Raw genomic sequence first — 21422 nt, 5'->3', positions numbered from 1 at the left:
TCCAACTAATTGGGCTGCACCGCCCTATTTTCAAGGCTTCAAAGTCTAGTTTAGAGATTGAGGTCGCAAAAATAGGGCGATAGAGACAAATTATTTATTCATTGGTGGAACTTCACGATCACGACGAGCGTAAAATTCTTCTACAAATGCATCAAAACGGTCTTCATCGATCGCGTTACGGATACTTTGCATCAAACGTTGGTAGTAACGTAGGTTATGAATAGTATTCAGTCTTGCACCTAAGATCTCATTACAACGATCTAGGTGGTGTAGATATGATTTTGAATAGTTGCTGCAAGTGTAACAGTCACACTGTGGATCTAGTGGTGTTGTATCCGTTTTATGTTTCGCATTACGGATCTTGATCACACCGCCAGTCACAAATAGGTGTCCATTTCGAGCATTTCGAGTCGGCATTACGCAGTCGAACATATCGATACCACGACGAACGCCTTCAACGAGATCTTCAGGTTTGCCTACGCCCATCAGGTAGCGAGGCTTATCTTCAGGTAGTTGTGGGCAAGTATGCTCAAGAATACGGTGCATGTCTTCTTTAGGTTCGCCTACCGCTAAACCACCGACAGCGTAACCATCGAAGCCAATTTTAGTTAGCGCTTCAACAGACACATCACGTAGATCTTCGTAAACACCACCTTGTACAATACCAAATAGTGAATTGGTGTTGTCTTGGCGATCAAATTCATTACGGCTACGGTCCGCCCAACGAATAGAACGCTCCATTGAAATACGAGCTTCATCGTGGGTTGCCGGGAATGGCGTACATTCGTCGAAGATCATCACGATATCAGAACCAAGATCGTATTGGATTTGCATTGATTTCTCAGCATCCATAAAGATCTTATCGCCGTTCACAGGGCTACGGAAATGAACACCTTCTTCGGTAATTTTACGAGTCTTACCTAAGCTGAATACTTGGAAACCGCCTGAATCGGTTAGGATTGGGCCTTTCCAGTTCATGAAGTCATGGAGATCACCATGTAATTTCATGATCTCTTGACCAGGGCGTAACCAAAGGTGGAAAGTGTTACCAAGCAGAATTTCTGCACCAGTGTCTTTCACTTCTTCCGGTGTCATACCTTTCACAGTACCGTAAGTACCTACAGGCATGAATGCTGGTGTTTCTACTGTACCGCGTTCAAACTGAAGTTGACCACGACGTGCGTTACCATTTGTTTTTTTAAGTTCGTACTTTAATCTCACGAGACCTCCAATATGCCAGAGAAACAATCTGACGATTTTACTGGGTTATTCACCCTACCGAGAGCGGTCGCTTATCCTTGCGAGAAGTAAAGTTACCTTCCCTTCCTAGCTCAATGCTAGCACTCGACTATTAAACTTTTTTTCTCGAAAATGCCACGAAATCCGGGAATTTACGAGTGATGATTATTTCGTTTTCTTATTGATGAACATCGCATCGCCATAACTGAAGAAGCGGTATTCATTTTTAACGGCATGATCGTAAGCGGCCATCACTTTGTCGTAGTCTGCAAAAGCACTAACAAGCATAATTAATGTTGACTCAGGCAAGTGAAAGTTGGTGATCAAACAATCAACCAATTGATACTCGTAGCCTGGGAAAATAAAGATTTCTGTGTCGCCAAAAAATGGAACGAGCTCAGTACCTTTTTTCAGTGCATCTTGAGCAGCACTCTCTAATGAACGAACAGATGTCGTCCCAACCGCGATGACACGTCCGCCACGAGCTTTTGTCGCAGCAATCGCATCCACAACCTCTTGTGGTACTTCTACGTACTCAGCATGCATGTGGTGATCATGGATATTATCCACTTTTACTGGCTGGAATGTACCCGCTCCAACATGCAAAGTAACGTAAGCAAACTCGACACCTTTATCTTTGATCTGCTCTAGTAGCTGCTCATCAAAGTGTAAACCTGCTGTTGGTGCTGCAACGGCACCCGGCTTTTTGTTATATACCGTCTGATAACGCTCTTTATCTGCGTCTTCATCAGGACGATCAATATAAGGCGGTAATGGCATATGACCAACCGCATTTAAAATCTCTAATACACTTTGATCAGAGGTAAAGCGGATCTCAAACAGAGCATCATGGCGTGCGACCATTTCAGCTTGGTACTCATCATGTTCACCAAGGAATAGAGTAGTACCTGGCTTAGGTGATTTAGAGCAACGTACGTGAGCAAGAATGCTTTTCTCATCAATCATACGTTCGACTAAGACTTCTAGCTTACCGCCAGACTCTTTACGACCAAACAGCCGAGCTGGAATCACTCGTGTATTATTAAAAACAACTAAATCACCCGGTTGAACAAGATCTAATACGTCTTTAAATGAACCATCACTCAAGGTTCCAGTATTTCCATCTAATTGTAGAAGGCGACTCGCGGTACGTTCCGCTTGAGGGTAACGAGCTATCAGCTCATCAGGTAATTCAAAATGAAAATCAGAAACTTGCATGCGACTTATCTTGTTTGGTTGATAAATAAAGGGTTGCGAGTAAAAATTTCGCAGTGGAGTAGTATAGGCAGACAAAACGCAATAGCAAGGATTGTTCGAAGGGATAATGGTAACTAAGGGTAAAACTTGCTCCTATCGTAAACTTGATCGCAATCTAATTCGTTGCATAAAGCTCAATAAAAATGAGTTAGCTCCCAGATATTAAGACAATAAAAACCTATAGTTAAACTACACCAACCCATAAAAGGAGATCGTGATGATCAAAGTCGAAGACATGATGACTCGTAACCCTCACACTCTATTACGATCACATTCGTTAGCCGAAGCTAAGAGTACAATGGAAGCCTTAGATATCCGCCACATTCCTGTTGTGGACGCTGAAAGAAGACTGCTCGGCGTGGTTACTCAACGTGATATTCTTGCCGCTCAAGAGTCTAGCCTGCAAAACATTCCAAGCTCACAATCTTATACTCTATCGACCCCTCTCAATGAGGTGATGCATCGTAATATCATGACTGTAGAGCCAAGAGCAGGGTTAAAAGAGAGTGCCACTTATATGCAAAAGCACAAAGTTGGCTGCTTACCTGTGGTGGAAGATGGAGAGTTAGTCGGAATTATTACTGACAGTGATTTTGTCACTATTGCCATCAATTTGCTTGAGCTACAAGAAGATACCGAGCCAGAAGAAGTCGATACTGATGTTTGATGCTGCCATATCTCGCTCAAATAAAGTCGATATGTCAGCATAAAAAAGAGCGGCTAGATCGCCGCTCAGATGGGTTGTAAGAGTAAAGCTATCGCTAGAATTGCTCTTCTTCTGTTGATCCTGTCAGTGCCGTCACCGAAGAGTTGCCACCTTGAATCGTATTGGTCATACGGTCAAAGTATCCTGTACCCACTTCTTGTTGATGCGCCACAAATGTGTAACCTTTTTCTGCCGCTTCAAACTCAGGGCGCTGTACTTTCTCTACATAATGACGCATACCTTCACCTTGCGCATAGGCATGAGCTAATTCGAACATGTTAAACCACATATTGTGGATACCTGCCAATGTAATGAACTGGTATTTGTAGCCCATATCCGCAAGCTCTTGCTGGAATTTTGCAATCGTTTCTGAGTCTAGATTTTTCTCCCAGTTAAACGATGGTGAGCAGTTATATGCCAATAGCTGGTCTGGGTATTCTGCATGTACTGCTTCAGCAAATTTACGTGCTTCTTCCAAACACGGTTTTGCCGTTTCACACCAGATCAAATCTGCATATGGCGCGTAAGCTAGGCCACGAGAGATAGCTTGGTCGATGCCCGCTTTCACTCGGTAGAAACCTTCAGCGGTTCGCTCACCTTGAATGAAGTCGCGATCGTACGGGTCACAATCGGAAGTCAGAAGATCCGCAGCGTTAGCATCAGTACGCGCAATCACAAGTGTTGTCGTGCCTGAAACATCAGCGGCTAAACGTGCCGCAATCAGTTTTTGTACCGCTTCTTGAGTCGGGACCAGTACTTTACCACCCATGTGACCACATTTTTTCACTGATGCTAATTGGTCTTCAAAGTGAACCCCAGCAGCACCGGATTCAATCATGTTTTTCATCAGCTCGTAGGCATTAAGAACACCACCAAATCCTGCTTCAGCATCCGCAACGATAGGTAGGAAGTAATCAATACCACCTTCATCTTCTGGGCTCTTACCACCAGCCCACTGAATTTGGTCTGCACGTCGGAATGAATTGTTAATGCGTTTAACCACTGAAGGTACTGAATCTACAGGGTATAAAGATTGATCAGGATACATGGTTGATGCCGTATTGTTATCTGCAGCAACTTGCCAACCTGATAGGTAAATCGCTTCGATACCCGCTTTGGCTTGCTGAACCGCTTGACCACCAGTCAGTGCACCCAAACAGTTTACATAACCTTTTTTAGATGACCCGTTGACCAAAGACCATAATTTATCAGCACCACGTTGGGCGATAGTATTGGCAGGCGTCACTGAACCACGAAGTTCAACCACTTCTTCTGCTGTGTAAGTACGCTTTACGTTATTCCAGCGTGGATTAGTTGCCCAGTCTTTCTCTAGAGCTTCGATTTGTTGGCGGCGAGTTAATGTCATGGTCTATCCCTCTGTAGTAATACGATGCTTCATGCATCTGTCATCCTTTTCTCCGTCAGTACAACTCTCTCTGACCTCGAACTCTTTGTTTCACGTTGTTAGTAATAAATCGTGTTCATTTTTTATAATGTACGCTTAGCGTTGGCTAAACATAGGAGCTAGCTAAGCATCCAATGATTTACGGCAAATAATCGTAGCCTGGAACCGTTAAGAAATTCGTCAGTTCATCGCTGGTGGTGAGATCTGACATCAATGCAGACGCTTCTTCAAACCGACCATTAATGAATCGTTGTTCTCCAACTTCTTGACGAACAACTTGGATCTCTTCAGTCAGGTAAGATTCGAACAATGACTTGGTAACAACTTGTCCGTTATCCAATTTTTGTTCGTGCTGAATCCATTGCCAAATTGAAGCTCGTGATATTTCAGCCGTGGCCGCGTCTTCCATTAATCCATAAATAGGAACGCAGCCATTACCTGAGATCCACGCTTCTATATATTGCAATGCCACTCGAATGTTGTGGCGCATACCTTGCTCCGTGATGGCACCGTCACATGGAGCAAGCAACACCTGTGCGGTTATAGGGCTGTCGTCTTTTCGTAGTACATTCAGTTGATTGGTGCGTTCACCCAACTTTTGGTCAAACACTGCCATTGCCGTATCGGCAAGCCCTGGATGCGCGACCCACGTTCCATCATGTCCGTTGTTCGCTTCTAAAGATTTATCTCCCAGAACCTTGTCCAAAACTTGTTGGTTCACTTGCGGATCTTTGGCTGGAATAAAGGCGGCCATTCCGCCCATCGCAAACGCCCCACGACGGTGACACGTTTTAACTAGGAGTTGTGAATAAGCCTTCAGGAAGGGTTTATCCATTGTCACCACTTGTCTATCTGGCAGAATGCGGTCTGGGTGTTTACGTAAGGTTTTAATGTAGCTAAAGATATAGTCCCAACGTCCGCAGTTTAGACCAACGATATGCTCTTTTAAGTTGAACAGTATCTCGTCCATTTCAAATACAGCGGGCAAAGTCTCAATCAATACCGTTGCTTTAATGGTTCCGGTATCCAACCCAAAAAAGTCTTCAGTGAAATGGAAAACATCACTCCACCACTTCGCTTCTTGATGAGATTGCAGCTTAGGAATATAAAAATATGGGCCGCTGCCTTTCTTCAGCAGGGTTTTGTAGTTGTTGTAGAAATACAGTGCGAAATCGAATAGCGCTCCAGGAATAATCTGGCCGTTAAATTCTACATGCTTCTCTTTTAAGTGCAGACCTCGAACACGGCAGATAAGCACCGCAGGATCATCACTTAATTGATACTGTTTGCCGTTACTCTCATTGGTATAGCTGATATCGCCATTAACAGCATCACGTAAATTCACCTGTCCATCGAGCACTTTGCCCCATGCTGGCGACATTGAATCTTCAAAGTCCGCCATGAAGACTTTCACGTTGGCGTTTAATGCATTGATCACCATTTTTCGATCGGTTGGACCGGTGATCTCTACTCGACGATCTTGTAAATCTTGTGGGATACCGAGTATTTTCCAACTGCCTTCTCGGATATCTTGAGTCTCACTTAAAAAGTCCGGTAGCTCCCCAGCATCAATCCGTGACTGCTTCTGCTCTCGCTCTTCGAGCAATAAATCCACTCGCTCACTAAATTGAGCGCATAAAAAAGATAAAAAGGTTTGGGCTTCTAAAGGGAAAATTTCTTGATGCTCAGGAGCAAGCTCACTATTAATCACCAACATACTTTGAGGCGATGTTCTTTTTATATTATTTGAATTTGTTGGTGTTGTTTCAGCAAGCATAATTCTTTCCTTAAATTACATTTGTAACTCAAAAACCACAAAGACAAGCAACATCCTAAAGCTCAATATTCATGATTCGTTTTGGTTTGTGCCTATTACCTTCACCTATCCAAACCTGTATTTCAACAGCCTCCGATGTAGACATAGATCTTACAAGACAGTATTAAACTTACCTCAACAACCACTAGAGTAAAAGTACTAAAGTTAACAAAAGGTTAAATTCAAAGTTTTATATTGTTGGACTTTAGGGCTCTGAAAATTGGTTGTTTGTGTAACTTATTACGTAATTAAATTACACGCGATTTTTTATGCTAATTCTGTTTTAAACAGGCGTTCGAATTCTAAGTTTGGGCTCGAAACCTTTGACAGAAAGGGTTAACGAATAGGTATGAATGACCATTCAAACGACAAAATAAAAGAGAGATGTGAAATTAGGTGTGTAAAGAAAGGATTTTTTATGAAAGGCACGTCAAAAAAGTTCTGTGAAATTTTACAAGTCAAACAACACTAACAGAATAAAAACCTAAAAAGCACACCGAAAACAGTGTGCTTTTTAGGTTAGACCAATCGCTAGAGCAGTTCTGATACCACTTCAGCTAATTGATCAAAGGTCTCAGAACGAGAAGTGCTAGGTCGCCAAACGAGTCCTATCTCTCGATAAGCTTGCTGACCAGGGGGATCTATCACCACTAGATTTTGATTATCAAGCAGACCATGCTCAATCGCCATTTGAGGTATAAATGTCGTCCCAAGCCCATTCGCAACCATCTGCACCAGGGTATGTAAGCTTGTTGCTGAAAAAGGATTTATCTTCTCTTTGTCTGTGAGCTTACATGCTGAAACGGCATGTTCCGTTAAGCAGTGTTCATTTTCTAATAGGAAAACCGATTCATCGGGTAAATCATCGTATCGGATTGGCACTCGAATCCCATCAGCTTGATTACGACTAATGACCATCCGAAACGGATCCTGTCCGACAACTTTGCTATGCATATGCCCAATATCAACAGGGAGTGCCAGTATCAATACATCGAGTTCACCTTGATTCAAGGCGGCTAATAAGTTGGTGGTGGTATCTTCACGTAGTAATAGGTGAAGTTGAGGAAAGCGAGCGTTAACCTCTTGGACGACATCGCATAATAGAAATGGTGCAATGGTCGGAATACAGCCCAGTTTTAACTGCCCCTGCATACTTTCTCCCTGACATAAACTGCCAAGCTCAACCAGATCTTGTCCTTTCGCCAGTAACTCTCGACCACGAGCGACGACCAATTCGCCTGCTTGAGTAAAGACTAAAGGGCTTTTTTTATCTTTTTTTTCGTATAAAGGACAACCAATCAACTCTTCAAGGTTTTGGATCCCTTTACTGAGTGTCGACTGGCTCACAAAACAACGTTCTGCGGCATCACTAAAATGACGGGTTTCGTGCAAAGTTACTAAATAATGCAACTGCTTTAAGCTGGGCCATTTATTCATGCTAATTACTTTGTCATATTAATAAGATAGAAGATTTGATGAGAAAGCATCCTCATCGCTTTTTTCGATTAAGTTAATCTATTTAATTCGCTTTTTTCTATAGTAACGTTTGTACTATAGTTTGTCCCGTAGAAACGAAAGCCCAAACAAAGATGTTTGGTCATCATATTTTAGGAGATTTCAAAATGGTACTAGTAGGTCGTCAAGCCCCTGACTTTACTGCAGCAGCTGTTCTAGGTAACGGCGAAATCGTTGATAACTTCAACTTCGCAGAGTTCACTAAAGGTAAAAAAGCTGTTGTATTTTTCTACCCACTAGACTTCACATTCGTTTGTCCTTCAGAGCTAATCGCTTTTGACAATCGTCTAGAAGATTTCCAAGCTAAAGGTGTTGAAGTAATTGGTGTTTCTATCGATTCACAATTCTCACACAACGCATGGCGTAACACTGCTATCGAAGATGGCGGTATCGGTCAAGTTAAGTACCCTCTAGTTGCTGACGTTAAGCACGAAATCTGCAAAGCATACGATGTTGAGCACCCAGAAGCAGGCGTTGCTTTCCGTGGTTCTTTCCTAATCGATGCTGACGGTCTTGTTCGTCACCAAGTTGTTAACGACCTTCCACTAGGCCGTAACATCGACGAAATGCTACGCATGGTAGACGCACTAAACTTCCACGAGAAGAATGGTGAAGTTTGTCCTGCACAATGGGAAGAAGGCAAATCAGGTATGGACGCATCTCCAAAAGGTGTTGCAGCATTCCTATCTGAGCACGCTGACGACCTAAGCAAATAATAACTCCTTCACCCGCGCTCAAACGGGTTGATGGTTGGACAATATAAGCGAGAAACGCACTGCCAATCGGAAGAAGTCATTAGTTAGCCAAATAAAAAAGCCCGAAGTTTACGCTTCGGGCTTTTCTCGTTTTAGTCCCACGAGATGATATCTGTATATCGCACTCTTACTGTCTTTAAAATGAGGAATCGATTCTTGTAAAACATTACCTCTATTTTCCCTACGCTCATTGCATAAACCAACCGTAAATCTTGTTAAGCTCTATATTATTAAATTGCGCCAATTAGGATTTACATGTCTTATCAAATTGAAGTCTGTATCGATAACTTAGAGTCTCTTCATCATGCGATTGCGGGAGGCGCGACTCGAATTGAGCTCTGTTCATCTTTAGCGTTAGGTGGTTTAACGCCAAGTTTCGGTTTGATGAAATTAGCCGCTCAGCTATCGTCAGTTCCAATCTATGCCATGATCAGGCCTCGACAAGGTGATTTCCTTTACAGCGCTGATGATATTGATTCTATGATTGAAGATATACACGCAGCAGCCACCGCAGGCGTTGATGGGATTGTATTTGGTGTACTGAAAGCTGATGGTTCTATCGATATGCGCTTAGCTCAACGTATCATGACAGTGGTGACTGAATGCCAATTAGGTGCTACATTTCATCGAGCCATAGACCAATGTGCAGATTACTCTCAAGCTATTGAAGATATTGTAAATTTAGGTTGTGAGCGAATACTCACTTCAGGGCTAGCACCTACCGCCATTGATGGGCTTGATGTGCTTAAAAAGATGGTAATTCAAGCCAGTGGCCGTGTAGACATTATGGCTGGAGCTGGCGTCACTGCGGATAATGCTCTACTCATTACTCAGCAGACTGGCATTAAATCGTTGCACCTTTCAGGAAAATCGACCCGTGAAAGCCATATGACGTTAGTATCGAACCAAGCCAAGATGGGTGATAGTGATGACTTTGCTATTCCAATAACAGACAGTAAAAAAATCGCAGCGGTTTTGGACAGATTATGTTCTTAGCTAACTAGTGGCTTTCAACAGCCACTTCTAGCTATTTCAGCAGGTCATCAATACTCTGCTCACCTAAGTGACGTACATCTTTACCTTTGACGAAGTAAATAATGTATTCACAGATATTCTGGCAGCGATCGCCAACTCTTTCGATCGCTCTCGCCGACCACATCACTTGAATAATATTGGGGATGCTTTTAGGGTCTTCCATCATATAGGTCATCAATTGACGAATAACCGCTTCGTATTCCGCATCCAATTTATCATCTAGCTTATACACGCTCGCGGCGGCGTCGACATCCATTCGAGCAAACGCATCCAGCACTTGGTGTAGCATTGCAATGGCCTGTCGCCCCAGAGGCTCAAGAGATATTTGAAACGTTTGATCTTTCAGTGGTGGGCTCTCAATCGCGACGGTTGCAATTTTACTTGCCACATCGCCAATGCGCTCAAGATCGGTAATCGTCTTGATGATCGCCATAATTAATCGCAGATCTTTTGCCGTTGGCTGTCGCTTAGCAATAATACGAGTGCATGCTTCATCAATAGAAACCTCCATCGAATTCACTTTATGATCATCCCGAACCACTTTTTTCGCCAGATCAATGTCATCTTTATGCAACGCTTGCATGGCAAACGAAAGCTGTTGCTCAACTAAACCTCCCATCGTCAACACATGGGTACGAATAGACTCAAGCTCTACATTAAATTGACCTGAAATGTGTCGACCAAACTGCATGAAAATTCCTTATAAAGAGTGCTCAATCATCATAATGACTATTTTATCCATATCTACCTGTAATGTAGTCTTCTGTGTGTTTTTTCAATGGTGAGGTGAAAATTGAATCGGTATCTGAGTACTCGATCAATTTTCCCATATGAATAAATGCCGTGTGATCGCTCACCCTCGCAGCCTGCTGCATGTTATGAGTAACGATGACCACTGTATATTGTGTTTTCAATTCACTGATCAACTCTTCAATCGTCAGTGTAGAAATAGGATCCAGTGCAGATGTCGGCTCATCAAGCAGTAACACTTCTGGCTCAATAGCAATGGCCCGCGCAATAACCAAACGTTGCTGTTGCCCTCCTGAGAGTCCAAAGGCATTTTCGTGCAAACGATCTTTTACTTCGTCCCACAAGGCAGCCGCGCGTAATGAACGTTCAACGGCATCATTTAAGGTTCGGCTATTTTTGACACCTTGCAACCGCAGTCCATACACCACATTTTCATAAATCGATTTAGGAAATGGGTTGGGACGCTGGAATACCATCCCAACTCGGCGGCGTAATGTCGCCACATCGACTTTAGGGTGATACACATTATTTCCGTATAGCTTAACTTCACCTTCGACGCGGCAGCCTTCCACTAAATCATTCATACGATTAATGCAGCGTAGCAGGGTCGACTTACCACAACCTGAAGGCCCAATAAATGCGGTGACTCTACCTTTAGGTATCCGCATTGAAATATCGTTAAGCGCTTGAGTCTGCTGGTAATAAAGATTAAGACCTTCAATTGAGATCGCGGTTTGCTCATCCGTTAGTTTATGTACATCCAACGGCGCTTGATAACCTAGAGTGTCACTTAATGAGAACATAATCAGTCTTGTCCTAGGGTTCGGTACTTTTCGCGTAAATTGTTACGAATACTAATCGCAGTTAAATTCAGCCCGACAATAACCGTCACCAGTAAAAATGAAGTGGCATAAACCAGTGGTCTCGCAGCTTCAATGTTTGATGTTTGGAAACCGATATCGTAAATATGAAAGCCCAGATGCATGAATTTGCGTTCTAAATGAACGTATGGAAATTGAGCATCCACAGGTAAGCTCGACGCGAGTTTAACCACACCAACTAACATTAATGGGGCAACCTCACCTGCCGCTCGCGCAACCGCAAGAATCAGCCCAGTGATGATCGCAGGGCTAACCATCGGCAAGACAATTCGCCATAGGGTTTCAAACTGTGTCGCACCTAACGCTAACGAACCATGCCGAACTGAGCTTGGGATCCGCGTTAATCCTTCTTCCGTCGTCACAATCACCACTGGCAATGTCAACACTGCTAATGTTAATGCTGACCACAATAACCCCGGAGTGCCAAATGTTGGAGCCGGAAGTTTCTCGGTATAAAACAGCGTATCAATTGATCCACCGATGGTATAAACAAAAAAGCCTAAGCCGAAGACACCATAGACAATGGATGGCACACCCGCGAGGTTAATCACAGCTATCCGAATAATTCTCGTAAAGGCGTTACTTTTGGCGTACTCATGTAAGTATATTGCCGCCACAACCCCAAGAGGCATGACGATAATAGACATCACTATCACCAAAAATACCGTACCAAAGATAGCAGGAAAAACACCGCCTTCAGAGTTGGACTCTCGTGGGTTTTGAGACAAAAACTTCCAGACCTGTTTTCCCCAATGCGCCACTTTTTCGGTGTAGCTCATCTGGTTGGGGTACCAAATATCTAAAATCTGACTAAGTGGTATTCGTGTTTTTTGACCACTCATGTCTTCAAGCAATAACGACTCTATTTGTAGTTGTGAGTTAAGCAAATCCAGATTTTTTTCTGATTCTGACAGCTTTTCATTTAACGCTTGCGTTTCTTGTTGATAAGAGACGATGAACTCTTCATTCAGTTCCTCATTCAACTCATATTTTCGTTTTTTAAGACGCAATTGTTCAAGCTGCCAGCTGATTAAACGAATTTCCTGATTACTGATACGATCAATTTCCGATCGTAATGAGTCCGCAAAGTCGAGTCCTCGAATCAGCTCTTGGTGAATATTCTTAGTTCGAATGCCGTCTAAACTAGAAAAGCCTATCGGTTTACCAAAGAAGTCACCACCTCGAGTTCTCTCTATTACGGCCCACTCTGCTGGCTGAGTCGACGCCGTTAATTCAGGCTCAAGAACCGAGACAAAATCTGCGGGATAAAGCTCTCGATTAGCGACTTTGATACTCAATCGCCCGACAACACCCTCCTCTAAAACGGCTGCTGGCAACTTATTCTCTGCATCCACAATATGATCTATCGGGATATAGTCTCGCTGATAAAGTTGACCGATAAGTCGATGGTTCGCCTCCACACTTTGAGGCAAGATATTGTTATTCACTACTTCCCATTGATACAGAGGAGCAGGCCAGAAGTAAGTGAGTCCTTTCCAACCAATCAATAAAAGTAAGCCTAATACGGATAACAGGCTGATGCTCACGGCTCCACCAGTAAGCCAAATCCAAGGTGAGCCAGATCGAAGCCACTTAAACATAAGTGAACTCTGTGCTGATAAATGAACAATATTGAAAGCTACAATGCACGGTATTTATCTCTAAGCCTTTGTCGAACCACTTCCGCAAGAGCATTCACAGCGAAAGTAAATATGAACAGTAATAATGCGGCCAAAAACAGCAATCGATAATGAGAACTGCCCACTTCTGATTCAGGAAGTTCAACGGCGATCGTGGCAGAAAGTGTGCGCATCCCTTCGAATATATTCCAATCCATGATCGGTGTATTCCCTGTCGCCATCAACACAATCATGGTCTCTCCAACCGCTCTGCCTAACCCCATCATCACCGCAGAAAAAATCCCTGGGCTAGCCGTTAACAGCACCACATACAATAAGGTCTGCCACGGTGTTGCCCCTAAAGCTAACGAGCCATCAGACAAATGTTTAGGCACAGAAAAAATAGCATCTTCCGCGATAGTGAAAATCGTCGGGATCACCGCAAACCCCATAGCAAACCCCACCACTAAGGCGTTACGTTGATCAAAGTCGATTCCATAGCTAGACAGAAACAGCTTCACATCGCCAGCGAACAGTATCGTTTCAATATCAGTGCCAAACAAGAATACGGTTACGATGGAAATCAACAACGCAGGGATCAAGATCACCGCATGCCAACCATTAGGCAAACGACGAGTGACCGCTTGAGGGACACAGTGCCATAAGCCTCCAGCCACAAGTGTTGTCAAAGGCAATATGATGAGCAATGCCATTACTGCTGTTAAATGAGTTTCAACAATCGGCGCAAACCATAACCCCGCTAAGAAACCAATAATCACCGTGGGTAATGCTTCCATGAGTTCAATGGTCGGTTTAACCACTCGGCGCATGCTTGGAGACATAAAATAGGCCGTATAGATCGCACCTAACACCGCAATCGGCACAGCAAAAATCATCGCAAATACCGCCGCCTTTAATGTACCAAACGCAATCGGCACTAAACTGAATTTCTCTTCAAATTCATCACTGGCCGATGTCGACTGCCAAACGTATTCGGGTTCCGGGTAACTCTCATACCAGACTTTATTCCACAGCGATGAAAACGATATCTCTGGAAAGTCATTATTCACTTTCGCAACATTGAGTTGCTGACCGGATAGGACTAATAAATGCTTTTCGTTTTTAGACATCGCAGCAAGATCAGGGGATTTTGAATACGGACGTTCAAACAAAACCAGCTTTTCACTGGTCGTATAATGACTTTGTAACGTGCCATTTTGATAGAAACTATAAAAGCCTTTGCGATAAATATCGGGAAGTAAAAAGTCCACTTCAGGCGCTAACTGAAAATTTCGAATGTGGGTCAGTGATCGGACTTCATTTTGAAGAACATCAAACCATTGAGAAACAAGACCGTTTGAATAAGTGACGAGCAGAGAATACGCACCTGACAATAGGTCAATATTCTTCACCTGTTGTTGTTGGTCCCCTTGAGTCAAATCAACAATCTCTCGAATGCGGAATTGCTTGCCATGCTTCATCGCAATCATTAATTCAGAACCCGAACGTAGGAACAGTTGCTGACCATTAGGTGTAACCAAGATTTGATCCAAGGTAGGAAATGCGGTCGGGAAGGTAAACCTTTGAGGCAACCAAGCGTCCTTCTCTTGGTTCAACTCTAGTCCTTTTTTTAAGGTCAGGACTGACACCGTTCGATCCCTCGCTTGGCCAACTAAAGTCATGCTGCTCGGTTGTGCTGACAACCCAAGTAAGCTCAATGGGTTTGAATCATCGAAAAGCGACAAGTCGGTGCCGTTATTGAAAAACTCAACATCAGGATCAAAATAACGACCTGTTTTATTAATACTGGTTGAAAACACTGGCTTGAAGAGGGTTATGTTGCTCTCTGCATCGACTGAAGCTAACCAACCGGAGGAAGCATCACTACGAGCAAATAACATGGACGGGGCAATTTTCTGGGTAAATTCAGGTTGCGGTTTTTTATCAGTCAAAGACCAAAAGCTTAATGATCCTGATTTATCAAATGTATAAGCATGATCACCGTACTCATTCACCCCAATCGCGACTGGCGAATGAACAGAGATTTGAGTATCGATATCTGCCGGCTCAATATTCGCATCCGAGAAAATTGGTGCAACCACGATCGCCAAATAGACAAAGATAAGCACTAAAGCGCCCAGTACACTCACGCCGCCACATGTCACTACAAGACGAATCAGGCGATCTTGAATAAAACGCTTACGATCCTGTTCTTTGAGTGAAAACTCGGCTTGAGCCATGTACTGTTCTACCTTCTTTTGAGCAAACCTTAAGTTTATGTCATTTTAATGACAGATATATTACAACTCAAGTGACGAGTTCTGTCAGTAATATTTCCGACTAATTTATTTTTATAACAATGAATTAGTCAATTCTGGTCAGATAACGTTAATTCAACTTTCGCGAGTTCCTGTTTCGCGAGACTTTGACTAATCGGCACATACCCATCTTTTCGAACAAGCTCTTGTCCTTGCCTCGAAAAAATAAATCGAATGAACTCAGATTGAACCTTACTTAATGGTTTAGTTGGATGCTTATTCACATAAACATATAAAAAACGAGAGAGAGGATAACGCCCATTTAAGATGTTTTTACGTGTTGGATAAATATAGTCATCGCCAGATCTCGCGATTGGAATTAATTTGATCCCTGCGACTTGATAACCAACACCAGAGTAGCCAATCCCACTGATAGATGAGGCAACGGACTGAACAACAGATGCCGACCCTGGTTGCTCATTAACACCTTTTTTAAAGTCACCATCACATAGGGCATTTTGTTTAAAGTAACCATAAGTACCAGAGACTGAATTACGGCCAAACAACTGGAATTTCCGCTTCGACCAATCACTATCTAAACCGAGTTCGTGCCAGTTGTTTAGTGACTTGGTCGCCCCGCACCTCAAGGTGACGGAAAAAATGCTATCTATCTGCTGAAAATTAAGGCCTTGAATCGGGTTATCTCGATGAACAAATATGCCAATAGCATCAATTGCCACCTTCAATACTGTCGGTTTATAACCATGCTCTCGCTCAAATGCCTCAATTTCGCGTAATCTCATCGGTCGACTCATCGGCCCAAAATGCGCCGTACCTTCAGTTAATGCTGGTGGCGCGGTAGATGAACCCGAAGCTTGAACTTGAGCATTAACGTTAGGGTATATCGATTCAAACTCTTCAACCCATAGCGTTGTCATTCCAGCAAGCGTGTCTGAGCCGACAGAAAGTAAGCTTCCTGAAACACCAAACACCCGTTGATAATCTGGTAACTGAGCCATGACTCGAAAGCTCAGCACAGAAGCCATGGTGATAGTCAGCCAAGTCATCACTTTTACAAAAGGTAAGGACTTCATTTTCTTCATCATTTAACAATCAATCGACTAGGTAAAATGAATGAGAATTTACTCCCAATCCCGACTGTACTTTGGATTTCAAGGTGTGAATCATGATGAGTAAGCGCATGTTTTACAATCGCAAGACCAAGTCCACTGCCTCCCGTATCTCTTGAGCGAGCTTTATCTACTCGGTAAAAACGCTCAGTTAACCGGTGTAAATGCTGTGGCTCGATTCCCTCTCCGCTATCAGACACTTCCAAACACGCTCCCTGAATCGATTGATACCAGCGAACTTTTACTTCCGCCCCTTCAGGTGTGTATTTAACCGCATTATAAACAAGGTTGGAGATCGCACTGCGTAGTTGATCCTCATCGGCAAGTACTTTCAGTTTTGGATCGATTTGAAAGTCGAGTCGATGTCCTCTATCACCGCTCAAGCTTTGAGCCTCTTTTTCAAGGTTCTCTAGCATTAATGGAACGTTGACGACTTCATCTAACTCATGCATTGGTGCGGCTTCAATTTTAGATAATGTGAGTAGTTGGCTCACTAAACTATTCATTCGGTTAAGCTGTTCTGTCATCACACCGTGAGCCTTTGGCCACATCGGCCCAACCACCATATCGGGATCTTCTGTCATCTCTAGGTAGCCTTTGAGCACCGTCATAGGAGTCCTAAGTTCATGAGAAACATTGGCAAAGAAGTTACGACGCATGCCTTCTAGCTGCTTGAGTTGGGTAACGTCACGCACAACCATCAAGTGCTCGCCTTCTGTATATGGCACGATACGCAATTCAAGCATCCGCTCTACGTTTAATGGAGAGCACATCTCAAGAGGCTCAGAGAAGTCCTGCTTGTTGAGATACTTAATAAAATCAGGGGTTCGAATCAAGTTGGAAATTGGCTGACCATTATCATCAGGCCAGTGAAAACCTAAAAGGTGCTGGGCGAGTTTGTTGCACCACACAATATTGCCTTCACTGCGAAAGACAACAACCGCATCGGGTAAAGATTCAGCACCGTTACGAAATCGACGGATTAAGTTCGTTAACTCTTTGCGCTTTTTTCGCTGTCGCTGCTGCAACCGATAAATGCCATTAAATAGCGACTCCCAATTACCGGTTCCAGAAGGTGGTGTTAAACGCTTTTCATCCCATAACCATGTTGATAATTTCATTTGGTTATGCAGATGCCAAGCTAATTGTAGAGCGGTGGCAATGAAGAGTAGCCACGGCATGTAACCGAAGATCCACCCCACAATAATCCAAGGGGTGTAAAAAAAAGCCAGCTCCCATGCCAGCCTTTTTAAGGTCAGTCGTTCAACCATTCAAATCTCCGATATGTCACTCTAGTTAATCTTAGTCCTTCATTACGCTTTTACAGAAAAACGGTAGCCAGCACCACGGACGGTTTGAACTAACTTATCATGTCCGCCCTGCTCTAACGCTTTTCTCAAACGTCTAATGTGAACATCCACAGTGCGATCTTCAACGTATACGTTAGTACCCCAAACATTATTCAACAGCTGTTCGCGGCTATAAACACGTTCTTGATGAGTCATGAAGAAATGCAGCATCTTAAATTCAGTTGGTCCCATATCTAACGGCTCCTCATTCGCAGTCACACGATGGGAAACAGGATCTAATTTCAGCCCTTGGACATTAATAACATCTTCAAGTGCAGTCGGTGTTACACGTCGAATCACGGCTTTAAGGCGAGCTACTAGCTCTTTGGGAGAGAATGGCTTGGTGATGTAATCATCGGCACCAACTTCTAAACCTCTAACCTTATCTTCTTCTTCTCCACGAGCCGTTAGCATCACGACAGGAATGTTTCGAGTCAGCTCTTCACGCTTCATATGTTTAATGAAGTTAATTCCAGAGCCACCAGGCAACATCCAATCTAACAGAACAAGATCGGGGAAAGGTTCACAGAGTTTATTCACCGCGGTATCGTAATCTTCCGCTTCTATCGCTTGATAGCCTTTCTGCTCAAGAACAAAACACAGCATTTCACGAATGGGTGCTTCATCTTCAACAACCAGAATCCTTCTAGACATTATTGATTAACCTTTATAATTCATCGACGCAAAGCATTATCAAGGTTAATTATGACACTTTTGTGACCTTTGAAAACAATTATTAATATAAGTTTATTAGCATATTCATTGTGATATTTTGAATTTGGAGTAGGACAAAAGATTTGAAATCTCCTATCATGGGCTCCTTCTTACAAGCTCAGAGAAATAATATGTGGTTTAAAAACTGTATGGTGTATCGCTTTAACCGCGGTATCGACTTCAATGCAGATCAACTAGAAAAACAATTGGAAGAGTTTCGCTTCACTCCTTGTGGCAGCCAAGACAGACAAAAATTTGGCTGGGTAAATGCAATGGGCAGACATGGCGACATGATGACTCACACTTCTGAAGATCGCATTCTAATCTGTGCTAAAAAAGAAGAAAAAATGTTACCTGCATCTGTTATCAAAGATTCGTTAAACGCGAAAGTGGATATGATGGAAGCGCAAGAAGGTCGCCCTCTAAAGAAAAAAGAGAAAGACAACCTAAAAGAAGACATCATTATCGATCTTCTGCCACGAGCTTTCAGCCGCAGCAGTCTTACGTTTGCTCTTATTCTTCCTAAGCAAGGCATGATCCTCGTTGACTCTGGTAGCTACAAAAAAGCAGAAGATGTTTTAGCACTTTTACGTAAAACAATGGGCAGCTTGCCTGTTGTCCCTGCGATCCCAGAGCAAGCTATTGAAACAACCTTAACCGAGTGGGTTAAGAGTGGCGATACCCCTCAAGGCATAACAATGCTTGATGAAGCTGAATTGAAATCCGTTCTTGAAGATGGCGGCGTAATTCGTTGTAAAAAACAAGAGCTTTCAGCGGATGAAATTCTAAGCCATATTCACGCAGATAAGCTTGTGACTAAATTGGCTCTAAACTGGCAAGATCGCATTGAGTTTATTCTTGCTGAAGATGGCAGTATCAAGCGACTCAAATTCTGCGATGAGTTGAAAGATGAGAATGACGATATTCCAAGAGAAGATCAGGCTGCGCGTTTTGATGCAGATTTCTCTCTAATGTGTGCAGAGCTAGGCGCTTTCTTGCCTAACTTATATGAAACATTAGGCGGCCTTCCTCACCCAGAAGCGTAACAACCCAAGCATCAACCGTTATATAATGCCGAGAGATTTTCTTTCGGCATTCTCTTTTCTGTACTCTCACTTGTAATTGACGTAAAATTTGCGCCCCTTCGATATCACTCGGTGACATCGACCTGACTTGTGATCAGAACTAGAGAATTAAGCAATGTTTAAACCAGAACTCCTTTCCCCTGCGGGTAGCCTTAAAAATATGCGTTACGCTTTTGCCTACGGTGCAGATGCTGTATATGCAGGTCAACCACGTTACAGCCTTCGCGTTCGTAACAACGAATTCAACCATGAAAACCTACAGATCGGCATTAATGAAGCGCATGCTCAAGGTAAAAAGCTGTATGTGGTATGTAATATCCAACCACATAATTCAAAGTTAAAAACCTTCATTCGTGATTTAAAACCAATCGTTGATATGGGCCCAGACGCTCTAATTATGTCGGATCCAGGCTTGATCATGATGGTTCGTGAAGCTTTCCCTGAAGTGGCTATTCACCTTTCGGTACAAGCAAATGCCGTTAACTGGGCAACTGTGAAATTCTGGTCAACTCAAGGCGTAGAGCGAGTAATCTTATCTCGTGAACTATCGCTAGAAGAAATTGAAGAGATTCGCGAACACTGTCCTGACACTGAATTAGAAATTTTCGTACACGGTGCTCTATGCATGGCGTATTCAGGTCGCTGCCTACTGTCTGGTTACATGAACAAGCGCGACCCAAACCAAGGTACATGCACGAACGCGTGTCGCTGGGAATATAAAGCTGAAGCAGCTAAAGAAGACGAGAACGGCCAAATTGTTGCCGCAAACCCTACTGGTGTTGCTATACAAGAAGTTGAAACTCAAGAGATTGAAGTTCAAGAGGAGCGTCCAGACAATACTCTCGGTTTAGGCAAACCAACTGATGAAGTTGTTCTACTTTCAGAATCTCATCGTCCAGAAGAGAAGATGGCTGCTTTTGAAGATGAGCATGGTACTTACATCATGAACTCTAAAGACCTTCGCGCAATCCAACACGTAGAGCGCCTAACTAAGATGGGTGTTCACTCTTTGAAAATCGAAGGGCGTACTAAGTCTTTCTACTACTGTGCTCGTACCGCTCAAGTGTACCGCAAAGCAATTGATGATGCCGTTGAAGGCAAACCATTTGACGAAAGCCTAATGGGTACTTTAGAAAGTTTAGCGCACCGTGGCTACACCGAAGGCTTCCTTCGTCGCCATACTCACGACAGCTACCAAAATTATGAATACGGTTACTCTATTTCAGACTCTCAACAATTTGTTGGTGAGTTCACTGGCGTTCGCAAAGGTGAGTTAGCTGAAGTTGAAGTTAAAAACAAATTCATCAAGGGCGATAGCCTAGAATTAATGACTCCAAATGGAAACGTTGTCTTCACTTTAGAAAAAATGGAAAACCGCAAGTCTCAAGAAATTGATGATGCTAAAGGCAATGGCCACTTTGTCTTCATTCCAGTGCCTGAAGATATGGATTTAGAATTCGGTTTATTAATGCGTAACCTTAGTGAAGGGCAAGACACCCGAAATCCAACAGGTAAGTAGTAATGGCATTACTGATTCAAGATAGCTGCATCAACTGTGATATGTGTGATCCTGAATGTCCAAATGGTGCGATTACAATGGGTGACAGCATCTATGAGATCGATCCTAATTTATGTACTGAATGTAAGGGACACTATGACAAGCCAACTTGTCAATCAGTTTGCCCTATTACGAAATGCATAATCACAGATCCAAAACATGTTGAAAGTGAAGAGCAGCTCCTTGAGAAGTTTGTAATTATCCAAGGTTTTGCTTAATACTCCAATCATGCAAAAGCCCCAACAACTCAGTTGTTGGGGCTTTTTTTTGCTTTGTAGAGCCACGAAGTTAACCGGACTCGCAGCTCTTTCTAAATGCTCTCGAATAAAGTTCAGCATTTCTGCTGAGGC

18 protein-coding genes are annotated in these 21422 nt (G+C 43.1%); 6 read left to right on the top strand and 12 right to left on the bottom strand.

The genetic code is table 11. The annotated features are described in order from the left end of the window. Positions 1-90 precede the first annotated feature (90 nt). Together tgt and queA are read right to left on the bottom strand one after the other, a co-directional pair. The gene (gene tgt / locus FCV43_RS12795; RefSeq protein WP_113796585.1) at positions 91-1221 is read right to left on the bottom strand and encodes a tRNA guanosine(34) transglycosylase Tgt; all 1131 of its coding nucleotides are present in this window, start codon (positions 1219-1221) and stop codon (positions 91-93) included. A 183-nt stretch (positions 1222-1404) separates the two neighbouring features. After that, on the bottom strand, positions 1405-2457 hold the full coding sequence (gene queA / locus FCV43_RS12790) for a tRNA preQ1(34) S-adenosylmethionine ribosyltransferase-isomerase QueA (RefSeq protein ID WP_136995422.1): 1053 nt from the start codon (positions 2455-2457) through the stop codon (positions 1405-1407). A gap of 256 nt (positions 2458-2713) precedes the next feature. On the opposite strand from queA, the gene FCV43_RS12785 reads away from it, so the two are divergent. Next, a complete protein-coding gene (locus FCV43_RS12785; protein WP_136995421.1) occupies positions 2714-3163 on the top strand; it encodes a CBS domain-containing protein in 450 nt (149 codons plus the stop codon). 94 nt (positions 3164-3257) lie between these two features. Here the strand turns inward: FCV43_RS12785 and aceA are convergent, their stop codons facing one another. The 3 genes from aceA to FCV43_RS12770 all read right to left on the bottom strand — a co-directional run bounded on the left by aceA (position 3258) and on the right by FCV43_RS12770 (position 7860). Next, a complete protein-coding gene (gene aceA / locus FCV43_RS12780) occupies positions 3258-4568 on the bottom strand; it encodes an isocitrate lyase (protein WP_017053748.1) in 1311 nt (436 codons plus the stop codon). A gap of 178 nt (positions 4569-4746) precedes the next feature. Further along, a complete protein-coding gene (aceB, locus tag FCV43_RS12775) occupies positions 4747-6324 on the bottom strand; it encodes a malate synthase A (protein WP_431188293.1) in 1578 nt (525 codons plus the stop codon). A 630-nt stretch (positions 6325-6954) separates the two neighbouring features. Then, entirely contained in the window at positions 6955-7860 is a 906-nt protein-coding gene (locus tag FCV43_RS12770) for a hydrogen peroxide-inducible genes activator (protein ID WP_136995419.1), read from the bottom strand. A gap of 185 nt (positions 7861-8045) precedes the next feature. Between FCV43_RS12770 and FCV43_RS12765 the strand changes: the two genes are divergently transcribed. Then, on the top strand, positions 8046-8654 hold the full coding sequence (locus tag FCV43_RS12765; protein WP_017053745.1) for a peroxiredoxin C: 609 nt from the start codon (positions 8046-8048) through the stop codon (positions 8652-8654). Positions 8655-8948: 294 nt separating this feature from the next. Further along, the gene (locus FCV43_RS12760; RefSeq protein WP_136995418.1) at positions 8949-9689 is read left to right on the top strand and encodes a copper homeostasis protein CutC; all 741 of its coding nucleotides are present in this window, start codon (positions 8949-8951) and stop codon (positions 9687-9689) included. A gap of 31 nt (positions 9690-9720) precedes the next feature. Here the strand turns inward: FCV43_RS12760 and phoU are convergent, their stop codons facing one another. The 7 genes from phoU to phoB form a co-directional block, all read right to left on the bottom strand. Beyond that, positions 9721-10419, bottom strand: a complete 699-nt coding sequence (gene phoU / locus FCV43_RS12755) for a phosphate signaling complex protein PhoU (RefSeq protein ID WP_017053743.1) — start codon at positions 10417-10419, stop codon at positions 9721-9723. Positions 10420-10462: 43 nt separating this feature from the next. Further along, positions 10463-11281: a phosphate ABC transporter ATP-binding protein PstB gene (pstB, locus tag FCV43_RS12750; RefSeq protein WP_017053742.1), complete on the bottom strand. Its 819-nt coding sequence runs from the start codon at positions 11279-11281 to the stop codon at positions 10463-10465. Between the two features lie 2 nt (positions 11282-11283). Then, positions 11284-12960, bottom strand: coding sequence for a phosphate ABC transporter permease PstA (pstA, locus tag FCV43_RS12745; protein ID WP_136995417.1), 1677 nt, complete (start codon positions 12958-12960; stop codon positions 11284-11286). 38 nt (positions 12961-12998) lie between these two features. Then, a complete protein-coding gene (locus tag FCV43_RS12740; RefSeq protein WP_136995416.1) occupies positions 12999-15218 on the bottom strand; it encodes an ABC transporter permease subunit in 2220 nt (739 codons plus the stop codon). A 128-nt stretch (positions 15219-15346) separates the two neighbouring features. Beyond that, positions 15347-16342: a PstS family phosphate ABC transporter substrate-binding protein gene (locus tag FCV43_RS12735; RefSeq protein ID WP_136995415.1), complete on the bottom strand. Its 996-nt coding sequence runs from the start codon at positions 16340-16342 to the stop codon at positions 15347-15349. Continuing rightward, the gene (gene phoR / locus FCV43_RS12730; protein ID WP_113796608.1) at positions 16339-17637 is read right to left on the bottom strand and encodes a phosphate regulon sensor histidine kinase PhoR; all 1299 of its coding nucleotides are present in this window, start codon (positions 17635-17637) and stop codon (positions 16339-16341) included. The genes FCV43_RS12735 and phoR overlap by 4 nt, the downstream gene beginning before the upstream one ends. A gap of 42 nt (positions 17638-17679) precedes the next feature. After that, on the bottom strand, positions 17680-18369 hold the full coding sequence (gene phoB, locus FCV43_RS12725; protein ID WP_136995414.1) for a phosphate regulon transcriptional regulator PhoB: 690 nt from the start codon (positions 18367-18369) through the stop codon (positions 17680-17682). A gap of 191 nt (positions 18370-18560) precedes the next feature. Between phoB and rdgC the strand changes: the two genes are divergently transcribed. From rdgC to FCV43_RS12710, 3 genes are all read left to right on the top strand, one after another. Next, positions 18561-19475 carry a recombination-associated protein RdgC gene (rdgC, locus tag FCV43_RS12720; RefSeq protein ID WP_029203489.1) on the top strand — a complete coding sequence of 305 codons (915 nt, stop codon included), beginning with the start codon at positions 18561-18563 and terminating at the stop codon, positions 19473-19475. Between the two features lie 154 nt (positions 19476-19629). Further along, positions 19630-21033, top strand: a complete 1404-nt coding sequence (gene yegQ / locus FCV43_RS12715; protein ID WP_136995413.1) for a tRNA 5-hydroxyuridine modification protein YegQ — start codon at positions 19630-19632, stop codon at positions 21031-21033. A 2-nt stretch (positions 21034-21035) separates the two neighbouring features. Continuing rightward, positions 21036-21290, top strand: coding sequence for a YfhL family 4Fe-4S dicluster ferredoxin (locus FCV43_RS12710; RefSeq protein WP_084654890.1), 255 nt, complete (start codon positions 21036-21038; stop codon positions 21288-21290). Positions 21291-21422 lie beyond the last annotated feature (132 nt).

The organism is Vibrio genomosp. F6, from assembly GCF_005146325.1.
Taxonomy (GTDB): Bacteria; Pseudomonadota; Gammaproteobacteria; order Enterobacterales; family Vibrionaceae; genus Vibrio; species Vibrio cortegadensis.
This window is presented reverse-complemented; position numbering and strand designations above follow the sequence as displayed.